The organism is Variovorax sp. TLI9-5A, assembly GCF_056867935.1.
On record NZ_CP200310.1, the window covers coordinates 2403317 to 2420570 of the forward strand.

Annotated in this window: 19 protein-coding genes and 3 tRNA genes; 18 read left to right on the forward strand and 4 right to left on the reverse strand. The window is 65.6% G+C overall.

Annotated features, from left to right (window positions below; genetic code table 11):
* The first annotated feature begins 18 nt into the window (after positions 1-18).
* The 9 genes from folC to AC1VNX_RS11600 all read left to right on the forward strand — a co-directional run bounded on the left by folC (position 19) and on the right by AC1VNX_RS11600 (position 7323).
* Entirely contained in the window at positions 19-1326 is a 1308-nt protein-coding gene (folC, locus tag AC1VNX_RS11560) for a bifunctional tetrahydrofolate synthase/dihydrofolate synthase (protein ID WP_483156826.1), read from the forward strand.
* A gap of 71 nt (positions 1327-1397) precedes the next feature.
* Complete coding sequence (locus AC1VNX_RS11565) at positions 1398-2288, forward strand: SPOR domain-containing protein (RefSeq protein ID WP_483156827.1); 891 nt, start codon at positions 1398-1400, stop codon at positions 2286-2288.
* 21 nt (positions 2289-2309) lie between these two features.
* Positions 2310-2795: a CvpA family protein gene (locus AC1VNX_RS11570; protein WP_483156828.1), complete on the forward strand. Its 486-nt coding sequence runs from the start codon at positions 2310-2312 to the stop codon at positions 2793-2795.
* A gap of 12 nt (positions 2796-2807) precedes the next feature.
* The gene (gene purF, locus AC1VNX_RS11575; RefSeq protein ID WP_301508605.1) at positions 2808-4310 is read left to right on the forward strand and encodes an amidophosphoribosyltransferase; all 1503 of its coding nucleotides are present in this window, start codon (positions 2808-2810) and stop codon (positions 4308-4310) included.
* 11 nt (positions 4311-4321) lie between these two features.
* A complete protein-coding gene (locus AC1VNX_RS11580) occupies positions 4322-5548 on the forward strand; it encodes an O-succinylhomoserine sulfhydrylase (RefSeq protein ID WP_483161934.1) in 1227 nt (408 codons plus the stop codon).
* A 4-nt stretch (positions 5549-5552) separates the two neighbouring features.
* A complete protein-coding gene (gene gltX, locus AC1VNX_RS11585; protein WP_483156829.1) occupies positions 5553-6941 on the forward strand; it encodes a glutamate--tRNA ligase in 1389 nt (462 codons plus the stop codon).
* A gap of 36 nt (positions 6942-6977) precedes the next feature.
* Positions 6978-7053 (forward strand) — tRNA-Ala (locus AC1VNX_RS11590).
* 48 nt (positions 7054-7101) lie between these two features.
* Positions 7102-7177 (forward strand) — tRNA-Glu (locus AC1VNX_RS11595).
* A 69-nt stretch (positions 7178-7246) separates the two neighbouring features.
* Positions 7247-7323: transfer RNA gene (locus tag AC1VNX_RS11600), tRNA-Asp, on the forward strand.
* 72 nt (positions 7324-7395) lie between these two features.
* Here the strand turns inward: AC1VNX_RS11600 and AC1VNX_RS11605 are convergent.
* Entirely contained in the window at positions 7396-8376 is a 981-nt protein-coding gene (locus AC1VNX_RS11605) for a LysR family transcriptional regulator (RefSeq protein WP_483156830.1), read from the reverse strand.
* 23 nt (positions 8377-8399) lie between these two features.
* Here AC1VNX_RS11605 and gstA point away from each other — a divergent pair, with 23 nt between their 5' ends.
* Together gstA and AC1VNX_RS11615 are read left to right on the forward strand one after the other, a co-directional pair.
* Positions 8400-9065 (forward strand): glutathione transferase GstA, encoded by a 666-nt coding sequence (gene gstA / locus AC1VNX_RS11610; protein ID WP_483156831.1) that lies wholly within the window; start codon positions 8400-8402, stop codon positions 9063-9065.
* A gap of 142 nt (positions 9066-9207) precedes the next feature.
* On the forward strand, positions 9208-9585 hold the full coding sequence (locus tag AC1VNX_RS11615; protein WP_130428910.1) for an HU family DNA-binding protein: 378 nt from the start codon (positions 9208-9210) through the stop codon (positions 9583-9585).
* Between the two features lie 116 nt (positions 9586-9701).
* Here the strand turns inward: AC1VNX_RS11615 and AC1VNX_RS11620 are convergent, their stop codons facing one another.
* The gene (locus tag AC1VNX_RS11620) at positions 9702-9911 is read right to left on the reverse strand and encodes a hypothetical protein (protein ID WP_483156832.1); all 210 of its coding nucleotides are present in this window, start codon (positions 9909-9911) and stop codon (positions 9702-9704) included.
* A 173-nt stretch (positions 9912-10084) separates the two neighbouring features.
* On the opposite strand from AC1VNX_RS11620, the gene AC1VNX_RS11625 reads away from it, so the two are divergent.
* Both AC1VNX_RS11625 and AC1VNX_RS11630 read left to right on the forward strand, forming a co-directional pair.
* The gene (locus AC1VNX_RS11625) at positions 10085-10564 is read left to right on the forward strand and encodes a hypothetical protein (RefSeq protein ID WP_483156833.1); all 480 of its coding nucleotides are present in this window, start codon (positions 10085-10087) and stop codon (positions 10562-10564) included.
* Positions 10565-10663: 99 nt separating this feature from the next.
* A complete protein-coding gene (locus AC1VNX_RS11630) occupies positions 10664-12508 on the forward strand; it encodes a bifunctional metallophosphatase/5'-nucleotidase (RefSeq protein WP_483156834.1) in 1845 nt (614 codons plus the stop codon).
* Between the two features lie 63 nt (positions 12509-12571).
* On the opposite strand, the gene AC1VNX_RS11635 is transcribed toward AC1VNX_RS11630, so the two are convergent.
* The gene (locus tag AC1VNX_RS11635) at positions 12572-13237 is read right to left on the reverse strand and encodes a DUF418 domain-containing protein (protein ID WP_483156835.1); all 666 of its coding nucleotides are present in this window, start codon (positions 13235-13237) and stop codon (positions 12572-12574) included.
* A 266-nt stretch (positions 13238-13503) separates the two neighbouring features.
* On the opposite strand from AC1VNX_RS11635, the gene AC1VNX_RS11640 reads away from it, so the two are divergent.
* A complete protein-coding gene (locus AC1VNX_RS11640) occupies positions 13504-14106 on the forward strand; it encodes a BPSL1445 family SYLF domain-containing lipoprotein (protein ID WP_483156836.1) in 603 nt (200 codons plus the stop codon).
* Between the two features lie 28 nt (positions 14107-14134).
* Here AC1VNX_RS11640 and AC1VNX_RS11645 read toward each other — a convergent pair whose 3' ends face one another.
* Positions 14135-14983, reverse strand: a complete 849-nt coding sequence (locus tag AC1VNX_RS11645; protein ID WP_483156837.1) for a plasmid replication/partition related protein — start codon at positions 14981-14983, stop codon at positions 14135-14137.
* Positions 14984-15190: 207 nt separating this feature from the next.
* Here AC1VNX_RS11645 and AC1VNX_RS11650 point away from each other — a divergent pair, with 207 nt between their 5' ends.
* The 4 genes from AC1VNX_RS11650 to AC1VNX_RS11665 all read left to right on the forward strand — a co-directional run bounded on the left by AC1VNX_RS11650 (position 15191) and on the right by AC1VNX_RS11665 (position 17235).
* Positions 15191-15721, forward strand: coding sequence for a sigma-70 family RNA polymerase sigma factor (locus AC1VNX_RS11650; protein WP_483156838.1), 531 nt, complete (start codon positions 15191-15193; stop codon positions 15719-15721).
* Positions 15722-15757: 36 nt separating this feature from the next.
* Complete coding sequence (locus AC1VNX_RS11655; RefSeq protein WP_483156839.1) at positions 15758-16006, forward strand: FecR/PupR family sigma factor regulator; 249 nt, start codon at positions 15758-15760, stop codon at positions 16004-16006.
* A gap of 219 nt (positions 16007-16225) precedes the next feature.
* Positions 16226-16471: an MbtH family protein gene (locus AC1VNX_RS11660; RefSeq protein ID WP_483156840.1), complete on the forward strand. Its 246-nt coding sequence runs from the start codon at positions 16226-16228 to the stop codon at positions 16469-16471.
* Positions 16472-16491: 20 nt separating this feature from the next.
* Positions 16492-17235: a thioesterase II family protein gene (locus AC1VNX_RS11665; RefSeq protein WP_483156841.1), complete on the forward strand. Its 744-nt coding sequence runs from the start codon at positions 16492-16494 to the stop codon at positions 17233-17235.
* Positions 17236-17254 lie beyond the last annotated feature (19 nt).

The following is a 17254-nucleotide window of genomic DNA, read 5'->3' on the forward strand; positions in this document are numbered from 1 at the left end:
GCCGACGGGTCGGCGACAATGCCCGCCTCCATGGAAACCCTGAACGACTGGCTCGCGCGCGCCGAGCAACTCCATCCCAAGAACATCGAGCTCGGGCTCGAGCGCGCCAAAGAGATGGCGCAGCGCCTCGGCCTGCGCTTCGGCTGCCCCGTCATCACGGTGGCGGGCACCAACGGCAAGGGCTCGACCTGCGCCATGCTCGAATCGATCCTGACGCACGCGGGCTACCGCACGGCGGTGTTCACCTCGCCGCACCTGGTGCGCTTCGAGGAGCGCCTGCGCCTGAAGGGCGAGGCCGTCGATGCTTCCAAACTGATAGCAAGCTTCGAACTGGTGGAAAAGGCGCGCGGCGAGATGCCGCTGACCTACTTCGAATTCACCACGCTCGGCATCCTGCACTGCATGACCGTGGAAAAGCCCGACGTGGCGATCCTCGAGGTGGGCCTGGGTGGCCGGCTCGACGCGGTCAACATCATCGACACCGACTGCGCGGTCATCACCAGCATCGACCTCGATCACATGGAATACCTCGGCCCCGACCGCGAGAGCATCGGCTTCGAGAAGGCCGGCATCATGCGCCCGGGCAAGCCCGCCATCGTCAGCGACCCGGTGCCCCCGCAGAGCGTGGTCGACCACGCCAATGCGATCGGCGCCGACCTCTGGCGCTTCGGAACCGACTTCAACGTCGCGGGCGACAAGCAGCAGTGGGGCTGGTCGGGCCGCGGGCGGCGCTACAGCGGGCTGGCCTATCCGGCGCTGCGCGGCGCCAACCAGCTCATCAATGCGGCTGGCGTGCTGGCGGCGCTCGAGGCGCTGCGCCCGCAGCTGCCGATCACGGCGCAGGCGGTGCGCAACGGCCTCGCGATGGTCGAGCTGCCGGGCCGCTTCCAGATCGTGCCGGGCGAGCCGGCGCTGGTGCTCGACGTGGCGCACAACGCGCATGCCGTGGCCGCGCTGGCCGAGAACCTCGACGCGATGGGTTTCTACCCCACCACGCACGGCGTTTTCGGCGTGATGGCCGACAAGGACCTGGCCCCGATCCTCGCGCGCATCGGCCCGCTGATCGACCGCTGGTACTTCACCGACCTGCCCACGCCGCGCGCTGCCAAGGCGGCCGAGCTGCTGGCCAGCTGGCAGGCGCAGAACACGCGCACCGACGCCTCCGGCAGCGTGCATGCGGGCCCGATGGAGGCGCTGCGCGCGGCCATCGGGCAGGCAGGGCCCGCTGATAGAATCGTGGTCTTCGGATCTTTCTTCACCGTGGGTGGCGTACTCGAAAACGGCACCCCCCGGCTGCAAGCCAAACACCTGTTGCCGGGCGGCTGATCGTCGGGCTCTACGCACCTTCCGGCACCTTCTGGCACCACCTCGCTGCACTCCTTCAGGGATCGAACTTCATGGCGTTTTTCAAGTTCCGCACGCGCGGCCCGCAAGGCAACGAAGGACGAGGCGCCCCGGCCGCAGTCCCGGCGGAAAGTGTCGAAACCATGCGTCGGCGTGCGCGCCACCGGCTGCTCGGCGCGGCGGTGCTGGTGCTGCTCGGCGTGATCGGCTTTCCTCTGCTGTTCGACACGCAGCCGCGGCCCGTGTCGGTCGACATTCCCATCGAGATTCCCGACCGCAACAAGGTCAAGCCGCTGCCCGTTCCCGCAACGCCGGCGCCGGCCACCAGCAGCACCACGCCGGCCGCGCCTGACAACAGTAGCTCGCGCGTGGCATCCGCCTCGTCTTCGAGCGGCATGATCACGGAGGCCGCCGACGGCACCGTGATCGACCCCGGCAAGCCGGTTGCCAGCTCTACGGCGTCCGTGCCGCCCACGCCGGCCCCGGCGCCCGAGCGCAAGCCGGACCCCAAGCCCGAACCCAAACCTGAGCCGAAGCCCGAGCCGAAACCCGAGCACAAGCCGGAACCGAAACCGGAGCCCAAGCCGAAGCCGGAACCCAAGCCCGAGGCCAAGCCGAAGCCCGCCGCCGTGGACGACGGCGCCCGCGCCCGCGCGCTGCTCGAGGGCAAGCCCGTCACCGCGACCGCCGCCAAGCCCGCCGCTGCCGACGAGGGCGGCCGCTTCGTGGTGCAGGTCGGCGCCTTCGCCGACGCGGACAAGGCGCGCGAAGTGCGCCAGAAGCTCGAGAAGGCCGGTCTCAAGACCTATGTGCACGTGGCCAAGACGGCAGACGGCGAACGCACGCGTGTGCGTGTCGGCCCCTTCAGCTCGCGTGCCGAGGCCGACCGCGCGGCCGAGAAGGTCAAGGGCTTGTCTTTGTCGGCCGCGATCCTCACGTTGTAAGAGTCGTCGCCTGCTGTTGCCGTGGCCTTGCTCGACTGGACTGCCGTCGCGCTCATCGGGGTGTCGATGCTTTTCGGCCTGATGCGCGGGCTGGTGTTCGAAGTTATTTCGCTGATCGGATGGGTGGCTGCCTTCATCGCCGCGCAGTGGCTGGCTTCGGGCGTCGCGGCATGGCTGCCTTTCGGCGACCCGCAGGGGGCCTGGCGCTATCCGCTGGCCTTCGTGCTGGTGTTCGTGGCGGTGGTGTTCGGCGTGGGCCTGGTGGCCGCGCTCACGCGCAAGTTGATCACGGTCGTGGGTCTGCGGCCAGTGGACCGGATTCTGGGAGCGGCGTTCGGCGCGGCGCGGGGCGTGGTGGCCCTGCTCGTGTTCGCCGTCGTTGTCCATTTGCTGGTGTTGAGCGACAGTGCCTGGTGGCACGAATCGCGCAGCGCCATTGTTCTCGATGCGGCATTGCAGGGCCTCAAACCCTCGCTGCCTGAAAAGTTGGCAAGCTACCTGCCCTGAGAGGAATCGTTCATGTGTGGAATCGTCGGCGTTGTCAGCAACGCACCCGTCAATCAGCTGCTCTATGACGCGCTGCTGCTCCTGCAGCACCGCGGCCAGGACGCCGCAGGCATCGTCACGCTGCAGGAACGCAAGTTCTTCATGCACAAGGCCAAGGGCATGGTCCGCGACGTGTTCCGCACGCGCAACATGCGCGCGCTGCCGGGCAGCGTGGGCCTGGGCCAGGTGCGCTATCCGACCGCCGGCAACGCCTACAGCGAGGAAGAGGCCCAGCCCTTCTACGTGAACGCGCCCTTCGGCATCGTGCTCGTGCACAACGGCAACCTGACCAACGCGCATGCGCTGCGTTCGGAGCTGTTCTCCACCGACCATCGCCACACCAACACCGAGAGCGACTCCGAAGTGCTGCTCAACGTGCTGGCCCACGAGCTGGAGCGCGCCTCGCGCGGCGTGCCGCTGCATCCGGCCGAGGTGTTCGCCGCGGTCAAGAACATGCACAAGCGCCTTCGCGGCTCGTATGCCGTGGTGTCGCTGATCGCCGGCCACGGCCTGCTCGCCTTCCGCGACCCCTATGGCATCCGCCCGCTGTGCATGGGCCGCAGCGCCGACGGCACCGTGATGGTGGCAAGCGAGTCGGTCGCGCTGGAAGGCTCGGGGCATGTGTTCGAGCGCAACATCAATCCGGGCGAAGCCGTGTTCATCGACCTCGAAGGCAATGTGCATTCGATGCAGTGCGCCGAGGCGCCGACGCTGAACCCCTGCATCTTCGAATTCGTGTACCTCGCGCGTCCGGACTCGGTGCTCGACGGCATCTCGGTCTACCAGGCGCGCCTGAACCTCGGCGAGACGCTGGCCAAGCGCGTGGTGTCGACTGTGCCGCCTAACCAGATCGACGTGATCATCCCGATTCCCGAATCCAGCCGCCCGAGCGCCACGCAGCTCGCTCACCTGCTGGGTGTGCCGTACCGCGAAGGCTTCGTGAAGAACCGCTATGTCGGCCGCACCTTCATCATGCCGGGGCAGGGCGTGCGCAAGAAGTCGGTGCGCCAGAAGCTCAACGTGATCGGCAGCGAGTTCAAGGGCCGCAACGTGCTGCTGGTCGACGACTCCATCGTGCGCGGCACCACCAGCCGCGAAATCGTGCAGATGGCGCGCGACGCCGGCGCCCGCAAGGTCTACTTGGCCAGCGCCGCGCCGCCGGTGCGCTACCCCAACGTCTACGGCATCGACATGCCGACCAAGGACGAACTGGTGGCGCACGACCGCACCATCGAAGAAATTCGCGAACTGATCGGCTGCGACGCGCTGATCTACCAGGACGTCGATGCCATGAAGCGCGCCATCGGCTCGCTCAACACCAAGCTCGACGGCTTCGACGCATCGTGCTTCGACGGCGTGTACGTGACCGGCGACATCGACACCGACGCCATCTCGCGCATGAACGGCAACCGTCCGCGCATCGAAGAGACCGAAGAGGATTCCTCGCGCCTCGCGCTTCCCAATCACAGCGAGTGAGAGCAGACGAAGTGACCGACGAAGAACGAACACTGCCGCCCGGGCTGCATCCCGAGACGCTTGCCCTGCGCACCGGTCTCGCGCCGAGCCAGTACGGCGAGCATTCCGACGCGCTCTTCCTGACCAGCGGCTTCGTGCAGCCCGACGCCGAGACCTCGATGCGCCGCTTCGCCGGCACCGAGCCGGGCTTCACCTACTCGCGTACCTCGAACCCGACCGTGACCAGCTTCGAGCAGCGCATCGCAGCGCTCGAAGGCACCGAAGCGGCCATCGGCGCATCGACCGGCATGGGCGCGATCCTGATGATGTGCATGGGCCTGCTGAAGGCCGGCAACCATGTGGTCTGCTCGCGCTCGGTGTTCGGCTCCACGCTGAACCTGTTCGGCAAGGAGTTCGCCAAGTTCGGCGTCGAGACCACCTTCGTGTCGCAGACCGACGTGGCCGAATGGCGCGCGGCGGTCAAGCCCAATACCAGGCTGCTGTTTGCAGAGACGCCGACCAATCCGCTGACCGAGGTCTGCGACATCCGTGCGCTGGCCGACGTGGCCCATGCGGCGGGTGCGCTGCTGGCGGTGGACAACTGTTTCTGCACGCCGATCCTGCAGCGTCCGGCGGCGCTGGGTGCCGACCTCGTCATCCACTCGGGTACCAAGCATCTCGACGGGCAGGGCCGTGTGATGGCTGGCGCGATCTGCGGTCCTTCGAAGCTCATCGTCGATGTGTTCGGGCCCATCGTGCGCACCGCCGGCATGGCGCTGGCGCCGTTCAACGCGTGGGTCGTGCTCAAGGGCATCGAGACGCTGGGCATCCGCATGAAGGCGCATTGCTCGAACGCGATGGAGATCGCGCAGTGGCTCGAGAAGCAGCCAGGTGTTGCGCGTGTCTATTACCCCGGGCTCGCTTCGCATGCGCAGCACGAACTGGCGATGCAGCAGCAGTCGGGGCAGGGCGGCGCGGTGGTGTCGTTCGACGTGGTCGGCGACTCGCCCGAGACGGCGCGCGCCAATGCTTTCCATGTCATGAACAGCACGCGGGTGGTGAGCCTCGCCACCAACCTCGGCGACGTGAAGACCATCATCACGCACCCCGGCACCACCTCGCACGGCCGCCTGACCGAGGCGCAGCGCCAGGCTGCAGGCATCGGCCAGGGGCTGATCCGCCTCGCGGTTGGCCTCGAACATGTCGAAGACATCAAGGCCGACATCGCGCGCGGCCTGAGCACCCTGAATCCACGATAACGAAATGACCGGCAAAGTACGCACCCGCATCGCACCATCCCCCACGGGTTTTCTCCATCTGGGCACGGCTCGCACGGCCCTCTACTCGTGGGCCTATGCGCGCCACTACGGCGGCGAGTTCGTGCTGCGCATCGAGGACACCGACGTGGCCCGTTCCACGCAGGACTCGACGGACCAGATCCTCGCGTCGATGCACTGGCTCGGCCTCGAATACGACGAAGGCCCGATCTACCAGATGCAGCGCCTGGAACGCTATCGCGAAGTGATCGCGCAGATGCTCGCGGCCGGCACGGCCTACCACTGCTACTGCACGCCGGCCGAGCTCGATGAGATGCGCGAGGCGCAACGCGCGCGCGGCGAGAAGACGCTGTACGACCGCCGCTGGCGCCCCGAGCCGGGCAAGGTGCTGCCGCCCGTGCCCGAAGGCGTGCCGCCGGTGGTGCGTTTCTGCAATCCGCCCGAAGGCGACGTCACGTGGAACGACCTCGTGAAGGGCGAGATCACGATCAACAACCGCGAGATCGACGACCTCATCATCCTGCGGCCCGACGGTGTGCCGACCTACAACTTCGCGGTCGTTGTCGACGACTGGGACATGAACATCACGCACGTGTTCCGCGGCGACGAACACATCAACAACACGCCGTGGCAGATCAACATCTTCCGCGCGCTTGGCGCACCGCTGCCGCAGTTCGGCCACGTGCCCGTGATTCTTGGCGACGACGGACAGAAGCTGTCGAAGCGTCGTGGCGCAGTGAGCGTCACTGCCTACGAAGACAACGGCTATCTGCCCGAAGCGATGCTCAACTATCTCGCGCGCCTCGGCTGGAGCCACGGCGACGACGAGCTCTTCACCCGCGAGCAGATGGTGAGCTGGTTCGACGGTTCGCACCTGTCGAAGAGCCCCGCGCAGTGGGACGCGGCAAAGCTCGCGTGGGTCAACGCGCAGTACATCAAGGCGAAGAGCGGCGATGAACTCGCACCGCTCGTTGCAGCACAGTTGCAAAAGCGCGGCATCGTTGCAGACGAGCGGTTGCCCGCGATCTGCGCGCTCTTCAAGGATCGTTGCGACACCACGGTGGCATTGGCCAACTGGGCTGCAGCGTTCTATGGGGACATCACGGTGACCGAAGCCGATCGCGCGCAGCACATCACCGATGCAGTGAAGCCCGCGATCGCAACGCTCGTCGAAAAATTGATGACGGTCACGTGGGATAAGGCCTCGATCGCAGTTATGATCAAGGAAGTCCTCGCGACACACGCATTGAAGATGCCGGTGTTAGCGATGCCAGTACGAGTGCTTGTGTTGGGAACTTCACAGACACCGTCCTTGGATTCAGTCCTCGAAATTCTTTCTCGCGAAAAAGTTATCGAGCGATTGAAAAAGGCCTGAAAATTCGGGCTATAATCTGAGGCTCGACACCCACACGGGGGTATAGCTCAGCTGGGAGAGCGCTTGCATGGCATGCAAGAGGTCAGCGGTTCGATCCCGCTTACCTCCACCAGAGTGTCGAGAAGGTATGAGATGCTGATCGCAGCACGTCCAAGGTTTTGACCCTATCGTCTAGAGGCCTAGGACACCACCCTTTCACGGTGGCTACCGGGGTTCGAATCCCCGTAGGGTCGCCAGTTTCACTTCGGTGAAGCAGGCACGAGTCGTCAACACTCGGTTCCGCAAGGAGCGAACGTTGTCTACCAGGAGTGGTAGTTCAGTTGGTTAGAATACCGGCCTGTCACGCCGGGGGTCGCGGGTTCGAGTCCCGTCCACTCCGCCAGTCAGAAGCCCCTGCAGTCAAAAGCTGCAGGGGCTTTTCACTTTCTGGCTCCCTTCCTCTCGGCCTTTTCGCTCAGCCGTTCGATCCTCTCGCTTCCCGCCGCATCACGCCTGCGAGTTGCTGTTCGCTTGAAAGCATGAAGTCGATGAAAGTGCGCACGCGGCGTGGCACTGCCCGGCTTGCTGGATAGACCAGCGATGCAAGCTTCGGCGCAGGCTCGAAGCCCTGCAGCAATCTTTCCAGTCGACCTTCGGCGATGTGCTCGTTCACGACGAACAACGGCAGGTGCGCGATGCCTACTTCCGCTACCGTCATCGCCGCGAGGTGATGCATGTCATCAGAACGCAAGTCGGCTCGGGGCTCGATCTGCGCCGGGCCATCCGGCGTCATGAAGTTCCATGGTTCCTCGCGACCATCCGGTCGCGTGTACGCGAGGCACTGATGCGCAAGAAGATCTTCGGGCCGTGATGGTCGTGGTGCTGTCGCGAAGCAGGACGGTGCCGCGACGGTGACGAACTGGCCGTATCCGAGCGGTCGAGCCACGAGACTCGAATCGGGGAGGGCACCCACGGCTATCGCGACATCCAAACCCAGATCGAAGATGTCGGACGGCCGCATGGTCGACACGAGCTCAATGCGCAACTTGGGATGTCGCGCGAGCAGCGCCGGCAGCAGCGGTGCGACAACGAAGGTTCCGAAAAGCGGTGGCAATCCCACGCGGACCGTGCCGGCCACCGCACGCGTGCCCGCGCCAGCTTCTTCCGCCGCTTCGGCCAGCAGGTCGAAAGCTCGTGCGCAGCGCTCGTGGAACGCCTTGCCTTCCTCCGTCAGATGCAAGGCTCGCGTCGTGCGCGTCAGCAACTGCACGCCGAGATCGCCTTCAAGCCGGCCGACGGCCTTGCTCACGGCCGATGGTGTCATCCCATGCAAGGCCGCGGCTGCTGTGAAGCTGCCTGCATCGGCCACGGTCACGAACACGCGCGCATCGGCCTCCGAGATCGGCAATTCATGAGTCCGGCTCATCAGTCTTGTGCCCTCAACCCGCTTTTTCATGGAGCCCCTCGTGGCCACCATTGGTGGCGTACGCATTGCCATCAATCACCAACACCCACGACAGGAGCCGTTCGATCATGAAACTCTTCTACAGCCCCGGTGCTTCTTCATTGTCTTCGCACATCGTGCTGCGAGAGGCTGGCCTGACAGCGGAGCTGATCCGCGTCGACCTCGAGACCAAGAACTTGCACGACACCAGGCAGAGCTATCTGCCGTTCAACCCCATGGGCAAGGTGCCCGCGCTCGAACTCGACACCGGCGAGATGCTCACGGAAGGCCTCGCTGTGCTGCAGTACCTGGCCGACCTCGCACCGGCTTCGCATCTCGCGCCACCCGAGGGCACCATGGCGCGCTATCGCATGGCCGAAGCCTTGAGTTTCGTTGCTACCGAACTGCACAAGGGCTTCGCGCCGATGTTCGATGCCGATGTGCCGGCAAGCTACAAGCACAGCCTGATCGCCGACACTCGGGCATTCGAACGCACAGCATTGCTGGTGCAACAAGGGCCTTTCATCTTCGGCGAACACTTCACGATCGCGGATGCCTACCTCTATCCGATCCTGCGTCTCGGTCGTCTTGCCGGGCTCGATTTTTCCCGCTGGCCTGCGGTCGTTCGCTACATGGATGAGGTCGCGAAACGTCCCGCAGTGCATGCGGCAATGCAGGCAGAAGGCCTGCCTGGAGACTGATTCAAGGCCCATCAATGAAGGCCCGAAGCGACCGCGTTACATCTGGGCTCTCGCAGTCGAATAAACTCCGGCCCGCTTGCAGCTTGATTCGTGCTGCGCCGCCATAGGCAACATGGCGAAATCAAACCTATTAGGAACTCAGTTGAACCGCATCGAACTCGTCGAAAAAATCGTCACCGCCCACAACGTCAGCAAGGCAGAAGCCGCGCGCATCCTCGAGACCGTCACCGGCTCGATCGTCGCCGCAGTGAAGAAGGGTGACCCCGTCCAGATCGTCGGCTTCGGCACTTTCAAGCAAGTGGCGCGCGCCGCACGCTCGGGCTTCAACCCCAGCGCCGGCACGAAGATCAAGATCGCCGCACAGAAGGTGCCGAAGTTCGTGCCGGGCGCAGCCTTCAAGGCCGCCGTGGACCCCAAGGCTGCGAAGCGCAAGGCCGACAGCAAGGCTGTGGCTGCGAAGCCCGCAGCGAAGAAGGCCGCCGCTCCCGCCAAGAAGGCCGTGGCCGCCAAGAAGAAGTAAGAAGCAGTGATGCGGGCACTCCGGCCATGTGCCGAAGATGCCCAATTAAAAAACGGCCCCTCGGGGCCGTTTTTTATTGCCGGGCGCAGAACTGCCGCCGGCAGATTGCACCTTCTTCAGTCGGGCTGGATCACGCCCTCGTTCAGGTAGCGCTGGTATTCGGCGATAGGTATCGCCGTCGTCTGCGTGCTGCCGCCGTCGCCCCAACTCAGCACGGCGCTGTCGGGCGCCAGCTGGATCTCGATGGGGCCCTGGGGAATGAGGATCAGGGGGCCGTCGCCGGCCCGGTATTCGACATTTCCTGTGACTTTCGCATTGGCTGCCATGTTCGTTCCTCGGGGTGTTGGGGAATGCGGGGGACGGAACTCAAGCGTATAGGAATCCGGTGCTTCGCGGGTGCGTCGGCACGCGCTTATCCGTGTAGGTCGAATGGCTGTCGGCCGGCGACGGGCGGTCGTCATACCGGCGTCACGTGCTGCGTGGCACGCTCGCGCCTCGAATGACGCAGCACATCAGGATTCTTGTGGTGGTGTCGATGGCCTGCCTTGCCGTCCTGGCGGCGGGCGTTGCGTGGCGCCTGGCTGGTGATGGCGAGGCGCAGGCCCGCACGGCCAATGCCGAGGCCGCCCCTTCTCTGGAGATCCGCTGGCACGGCGGCGGCATCGTGCTTCAGGGCACGGTGCGGGACGCGGCCACGCAGCACGCACTTGCGGAAGGCGCCGCTGCGCGCCTGGGCGGCGAGAGCGAACAGGTGACCGACTGGCTCGACATCACGCCCGCCGCTCTGCCGGTGGCAGACCCCGCGGCGCTCGCCCGGCTCATCCTCCTCGGACAGGAAGGCTGGCACCTGCAGCGCCGGCAGACAGAAGGCTGGCTCGCCGTGCAGTCGCTGACCGACGAGCGCAGCGTGCAGGCGAAGGCGCTCCTGCAGGCCGCCTTCGGCCCAAGCGTTGCGATCCGCCTGGTCCAGCTGCCCTGAGACGGCAACCGATCTCCTTGCGATGCGATGGGGCCTTCATGGCCTCGTCATGTGCGGTGCCCAGCATCCGCTGCATTCCAAACAAGGAGAGAGGTCCCCATGCATCCATCGTTGAAGCACTTCGCCGTCGCCGGCGTGGTAGCCGCCGCCCTGACCGCCTGCGGCGGCAGTTCGAACAATTCCATTCCTTTCGTGCCGCCTCCCGCGGCCACCAATCCGCCGGCGCCGGCACCGGCGCCAGCACCTGCAGTGCCGGGCACCATCGACGTGAAGCTCATCGCTTTCAACGACCTGCACGGCAACCTCGAACCGCCGAAGCTGTCGATCACCGCGCCCGCCAAGGCTGGCGGCACGGTGCCGGTGCCTGCCGGCGGTGCCGCCTACATGGCCTCGGCCATCGCTTCGCTGAAGGCCAAGAACCCGAACAATGCTGTCGTGTCGGCGGGCGACATGATCGGCGCCTCGCCGCTGGTCTCGGCGCTCTTCCTCGATGAGTCGACCATCGAAGCCGTCAACGCGATGAAGATCGACTTCAACGCGGTCGGCAACCACGAGTTCGACAAGGGCCAGACCGAGCTGCTGCGCATGAAGAACGGCGGCTGCGCGAAGAACACCGCGCTCGAGCCCTGCCGCGTGAACAAGAGCTTCCCGGGTGCCAACTTCGGATTCCTCGCGGCCAACACGGTGAAGAGCGACGGCAAAACGCTGTTCCCCGCCACCGGCATGAAGAGCTTCACGAAAGACGGCGCCACGGTGAAGGTGGCCTTCATCGGCATGACGCTGAAGGGCACGCCGAACATCGTGACGCCGGCCGGCGTCGCCGGCTTGAGCTTCAAGGATGAGGCCGACACGGCCAATGCGTTGATTCCGCAACTGAAGTCGCAGGGGGCGGACGCCATCGTCGTCGTGATTCACGAAGGCGGCACAACTGACGTGGGCTACAACGACAAGAGTTGCGCCGGCCTGAACGGCGACATTCTGTCGATCCTCAACAAGCTGGACACGGCGGTTGACGTGGTGATCTCTGGTCACACGCACCGAGCGTACGTTTGTGACTACGGCAAGACCAATCCGGCCAAGCCCTTCCTGCTAACCAGCGCGGGCCAGTACGGCACGCTGCTGACGGATATCAACCTCACCATCGACACGAAGACGCGCAAGGTAACGGCCAAGAGCGCGGACAACGTGATCGTGCAGGGCGAGGCATACACCTCCAGCACAACGACGGTTGCGTTGACCGACCAATACCCTGTCTTCGGCAAGAACCAGGAAGTTGCTGCACTGATCAGCCAGTACCTCACCGTCGCGGGCCCGCTGGCGCAGCGCGTGGTGGGTACGCTCACAACGACGGCCACGCGCGCGCAAACCGCGTCGAAGGAACACGTGCTGGGCGACCTGATCGCCGACGCACAGCTCGCCGCAACCAGCCCTGCCGGCAAGGGCGCCGCGCAGGTTGCCTTCATGAACCCGGGCGGTGTGCGTGCCGATCTTGCACCTGCCGGCGACGGCAGTGTGACCTACGGCCAGATCTTCGCTGTGCAGCCCTTTGGCAACAGCCTCGTGGTGAAGACCATGACCGGCGCACAGGTCAGGGCGCTGCTCGAGCAGCAGTTCAACAGCGGCACCGGTACGGGGGCAAACACCGTGGACAAGCCCAAGGTGCTGCTGCCTTCCAAGGGCTTCAGCTACAGCTACAACCTGTCGCAGCCGGCTGGATCGCGCATCACCAACATGTCGCTCAACGGCACGGCGATGACCGATGGCACCAGCTACCGCGTGACCATGAACAGCTTCCTGGCCACCGGCGGCGACAACTTCACCGTCTTCAACCAGGGCACCGACACGCTGGGCGGCGACCAGGACGTGGATGCGCTGGAGGCCTACATCAAGGCGAACAGCCCGCTGACTCCGCCGGCGACGGACCGCATCACGGCTCTGCCTTGACAGGCGGACGGTGAGTGCAAGGGCAGGTCGCGCTTAGCTGGCCTGCCCGCTCAGATGCCTCTCTCACGCCGGCTGCGGCAAGTCGTGCGACGTCGACTCGACAGGGCGCATGCGACCGCGCGCCAACAACCGGCAGCTGAGCACCGCCTGCAGCACCGGGAACGCTGCGAAGGGCATTGCAACGCCCAGCAGGAGCCCAAAGCGAGGCTCGAGCGCGTAGAACAAGGCCGTTGCAACCAGCACCTGCGCCAGCCAGTTCGCCAGCGTCATCCGTCCCATCGGCGCGAGCTTGCGCAGCCATTGCCGCCAGCGCGGCTGCTGGAAGAGCAGCGCAAAGGCGGACATTGCGAAGAGGAGCAGACCCAGTGCGATCAGTGCGGTCTGCTGGAGCACAGTAGCCGCGACGAAGCTGAAGACGAGGGCGGCCATCAGCAACCGAACCCACAGATGCCTGTAGGCGATAGATTCCAGCAGCATTCGGCGAGCGAGCAGACGCACGGCTGCGAGCTTCTTTCCAGGCTGACCCGCACGTATTCCGAAACTCATGGCGACGAGCAACGAGAGCAATGCAATCGATGACGCGACGACATCAAGCATCGAGGCGCCGAGCAAACCGAGCATCGGCATGACGAACAGCGCGAAGCCGCGCAGCGCGTCCGGTAGTTCAGGTCGGCGGACGCTGCCTGCGCGCGGTTGGCGCGGCAGCCTTGCGGCGAGGTCGAATGTCATGAGGAGTACGCGATGTCGGTTCGGATGCCACATCGCGGACGGCCATGCGCAGCCGTCCGCACCAGTGCCGCGATGCTACGAACCAGCATTGCACGAACATTGCGCGGCGGCCGCGGCCCGTTCCGGTTCGCCGATGCCGTGATCTCGCGTAGGCCGATGCCTTCAACTCGATTTGCCCGGTTTCGACGGTCTTAGCATGGACGAATCTGCCTTCGGGCAGAGATCTCATTGCCGATCCATGTTCTTTTCAAAGGAAGGATTCCGTCATGAAAACCGTCATGAAAAAAGAAGCCATCAACTTGCGGGCGCTGGCGCTTTCGTCCCTCTTCGCGGCGTGCAGCCTGGCCTTCGTCGGGTGCACGACCACGCGGCCGCAGGACCAGGCCAGCAGCGCGTCTTCGCGCGCTTCCATCGATGCGCAGACGGATGCAGCCCTGTCCAAGCTGTACGACTCCGTGAAGGGCTCGCGCGAGCTTGTCGCCAAGTCCAGCGGCGTGCTGGTGTTTCCTGCCGTGGTGGGGGCCAGCATGGGCGTAGGGGCTGAATACGGCCGGGGTGCGCTGCGCGTGAACGGGCGCACGCAGTCCTACTACAGCACCACCGCCGGGTCCGTGGGATTCCAGGCAGGCGCGCAGTCGAAGGCCGTGATCTATCTGTTCAACACCCAGGCCGCGCTCGACAAGTTCCGCAGCAGCAAGGGCTGGACGGCCGGTGCCGACGCCACGGTGGCGCTCGCGACCATCGGCGCCAACGGCAGCATCGACACGAACACGCTGCGCCAGCCCGTGGTGGGCTTCGTGATGACGAACGTGGGGCTGGAAGCGGGCGTCTCGCTGTCGGGCGCGAAGATCAGCGAGATCCAGCCGTAGGAGTTGCCCTTACCAGCCGGCTGCGGGCTCAGCGACCGAGCTGGGCCTGCAGTTCGGCGACCTGCCTGCGCAGTGATTCATTCTCGGCCGTGAGTTCGGCCACGCGCTGCTGCAGCGCTTGCACTGTGTCCAGGCTGGCTTCGTCGTCCGAAGATGCCTCGGCGGACTCCGCACGAGGCTTTTTCTTCGACTCGCGCACCCGTTTCGCGGCCTGTTTGAGTTCGTCCTTGCCCGCGTTCGCGGCAGAAACCTGCTCTTCGGCCGGCAGTGTGGCCACGGCCGCCGCGGTGTTGATCGAAATCACGCCCGACTTCACTGCGGCCACCAGTTCCGGCGCGGCCTGCTTCTGGATCTTCTCGATCATCCCGACCTGACTGCTGCTCAGGCGCGCCGCCTTGGCGATGGCTTCGCGGCTGTTGAGCGGCGCAGGCGGCGGCAGGGGGACGGCGGCCGCAGCGTCGTCGGGCGTCGCGTCCGCAGGCGGATCGACATCGAACGGAGGGTCGTCCGACGAAGAGGACGCGGGTTCGGCTGCCTCGACCGAGCGGCTGCGCTGCTGGTCGACGATGTCCTTCTTTCTCAGCGCGAGCACGCCGCGCAGATAGTCCGAGATGCTGCGCCGGCCGAGGTGCTGGTCGATCATCCAGAGGTGCACGTCCTCGATGGTCTTGAAGCGCGGGTTCTGCACCGTCTTGAACGGCAGGCCGTGCTTCTGGCAGATGCCGTAGCGGTTGTGGCCGTCCACCAGCACGTCACCCCACAGCACCAGTGCGTCGCGGCAACCCTCGGCCAGGATGCTCCGCTCCAGCGCCTCGTGTTCCTCCGGTGTCATGGGGTCGATATAGGCTTTGAGTTCTTCGTTGACGACGATGTTCATGGGTGCGCAATCGGGGTAGGGGCGGCATTTTAGGTGGCGCCGCCGACCGGCCCGGCGGGCAATGGGCTGTCTCGCTTTCGGCCGTTCAAACGTCTTAAGGGGTAAGAGATAAGGGGAGGAGCAACTGCGAGAGCGGGCCTTCTTTTGTCCAAAGATGGTAATAGTTCTTATTTGCATTATATCGAATTGAATACTTCAGGAGTACCCATGGACATGTCGCTTCAGCCAGCCGAGCTCACGCTGGGAGAGGTCTTCATCGCAAACCGTGCCCAGCTCCAGCGCGTCGCGCAAAAAATTGTCCGCACCGCGGACCTCGCCGACGAAGTGCTGCAGGACGCCTACCTCAAGCTCGCCGACGGCGCTTCCGTGCGCGACGTGCGCAAGCCGCTCGGTTACTGCTGCCAGGTGGTGCGCAACGTGGCCTTCGACTACCACCGCCACAATTCCGTCGAGGCCAGCTACCGCACTTACTGTGAAGACGTCGAGCTCGTCAGCCCGCTGAGCAACGACGCGCCCGACCGCGTGCTCGACGGCCGCCAGGCGCTGGCTGCGATCGACCGCGTGCTCGAGGCGCTGCCTGCGCGCACCCGCCTGGCCTTCGAGCTCAACCGCCTGAGCGGCATGACCCAGCGCGAGATCGGCGTGCGCCTCGGCTGCTCCGCCACGCTGGTGAACTTCATGATCAAGGACGCCGACGCCGCCCTCGAAAGCTGCCGCTACCTCGTCCAGGGCGGCTGATTTTTCCGCCTCCCCATCGGCGATACGATGTGGCCGATGACAAAGCAGGACAAGGATCACGACCCGGTCTGGCAGATTGCATGGACCTGGGTGCGCCGCCAGCACGAGCGCGGCGGCCTCGGCGAAGCGGCGGGCAAGGAGCTCGCGCAATGGCTCGCCGCGGATCCTCTTCACCGCAAGACCTACGACGAGGCGGCCCGCCTCTGGCTGCTCGTGGGCCTCGTTCCGCCCGTCAACGACGTTCCCGAGCCCGACGACGGCACTGACGATTCCGCCGCGCGCTAGCCGCGGCTTTCGTTCTCCCTTTCCTTTCTCGCGCCGCGGCCCCCGCGGCCGCGCCCGCGTGCGCGCGCCCCGCGCAAAGAGTGTCGCCAGACCCTAAACACGCGGCCTCCCGCCCCGTCATGTATCGCAAGGGAAGGCGCCTTCGCCTCGCCGCGTGGCCGGCCGAGCCGTGCGAAGCCTCCTTGCCCGCCGATCTCAACAACCCCAAGAGGACCGCACATGTCTACCAGCTGCTTCGACCGTGAGGACGAGACCTTCATCGTTCTCGTCAACCACGAAGAGCAATACTCGATCTGGCCGCAATGGAAGGCCGTGCCCGGCGGCTGGAAGGCCGTCGAAGGCGTCCAGGGCGACAAGAAGACCGTGCTCGAATACGTCGAGAAGACCTGGACCGACATGCGCCCCAGGTCGCTGCGCGACTGGATGGCGCAGCAGGAGAACAAGAACGCTCCTGCCGCTGCCTGAAGCCATCCGAAGAAGAGCGAATGCAGGCGCCCCTTTCCCTTTTGTGCCTGCCCTGCGCGGGCGCCAGCGCCACCATGTACCTGCGCTGGCGGCGGCTGCTGCCGCGCTGGATCGAGGTCGTGCCGATGGAGTTGCCCGGCCGCGGCAGCCGCCTGGGCGAGGATTTCGTCGAAGACTTCGAATCGCTGGTCTCGCTCCTGTGCACCGAGCACGATGCCGCGCTGCGCGGCAACTTCGCGCTCTTCGGCCACAGCATGGGCGCCCTGCTGGCGTGGGGCATGGCGCAGCGCCTTCGCGCCGATGGCCGGCCGTTGCCGCGCGCGCTGCTCGTGTCCGGCAGCGCCGCGCCTTCGCAGCGCGACCCCGACCGCTTCGTCGACATGAACGACGACGAGGCCCTCGTCGGCGATCTGCGCAAGCAGGGCGGAACGCCCGAAGAGCTCTTCGACAGTCCCGAGCTGCTGCGCATGACGCTGGACACCCTGGCCGCCGACTACCGCGTGTGCGGGAGCTTCATGCACGCCGGCAATGCGCCGCTGCCCGTGCCGCTGCATGCCTTTTCCGGCCGGCAGGACGACATCGAGCCCTGGCGCATGGAGGCCTGGTCCGGCGAGACCTCGCGGGCCGGCTTCACGCTCGACTGGTTCGACGGCGGCCATTTCTTCATCCGGCAGCAGGAGGCTGCGGTGCTCGCCGCATTGGTGCGGCACCTGGCCGGGCTGGCGGCGGGAGCGGAAGTCCATGCGCCTCGTGCCCTTGCCTGACCTGCTGCCGCCGGGCTGC

Coding starts and splice junctions, on each gene's coding strand:
- AC1VNX_RS11625 (WP_483156833.1), top strand. CDS start 10,085: ATGACGCAGCACATCAGGATTCTTGTGGTGGTGTCGATGGCCTGCCTT.
- purF (WP_301508605.1), top strand. CDS start 2,808: ATGTGTGGAATCGTCGGCGTTGTCAGCAACGCACCCGTCAATCAGCTG.
- AC1VNX_RS11605 (WP_483156830.1), bottom strand. CDS start 8,376: ATGAAAAAGCGGGTTGAGGGCACAAGACTGATGAGCCGGACTCATGAA.
- AC1VNX_RS11565 (WP_483156827.1), top strand. CDS start 1,398: ATGGCGTTTTTCAAGTTCCGCACGCGCGGCCCGCAAGGCAACGAAGGA.
- AC1VNX_RS11650 (WP_483156838.1), top strand. CDS start 15,191: ATGGACATGTCGCTTCAGCCAGCCGAGCTCACGCTGGGAGAGGTCTTC.
- folC (WP_483156826.1), top strand. CDS start 19: ATGCCCGCCTCCATGGAAACCCTGAACGACTGGCTCGCGCGCGCCGAG.
- AC1VNX_RS11640 (WP_483156836.1), top strand. CDS start 13,504: ATGAAAACCGTCATGAAAAAAGAAGCCATCAACTTGCGGGCGCTGGCG.
- gltX (WP_483156829.1), top strand. CDS start 5,553: ATGACCGGCAAAGTACGCACCCGCATCGCACCATCCCCCACGGGTTTT.
- AC1VNX_RS11655 (WP_483156839.1), top strand. CDS start 15,758: ATGACAAAGCAGGACAAGGATCACGACCCGGTCTGGCAGATTGCATGG.
- AC1VNX_RS11620 (WP_483156832.1), bottom strand. CDS start 9,911: ATGGCAGCCAATGCGAAAGTCACAGGAAATGTCGAATACCGGGCCGGC.
- AC1VNX_RS11665 (WP_483156841.1), top strand. CDS start 16,492: ATGCAGGCGCCCCTTTCCCTTTTGTGCCTGCCCTGCGCGGGCGCCAGC.
- AC1VNX_RS11630 (WP_483156834.1), top strand. CDS start 10,664: ATGCATCCATCGTTGAAGCACTTCGCCGTCGCCGGCGTGGTAGCCGCC.
- AC1VNX_RS11645 (WP_483156837.1), bottom strand. CDS start 14,983: ATGAACATCGTCGTCAACGAAGAACTCAAAGCCTATATCGACCCCATG.
- AC1VNX_RS11635 (WP_483156835.1), bottom strand. CDS start 13,237: ATGACATTCGACCTCGCCGCAAGGCTGCCGCGCCAACCGCGCGCAGGC.
- AC1VNX_RS11660 (WP_483156840.1), top strand. CDS start 16,226: ATGTCTACCAGCTGCTTCGACCGTGAGGACGAGACCTTCATCGTTCTC.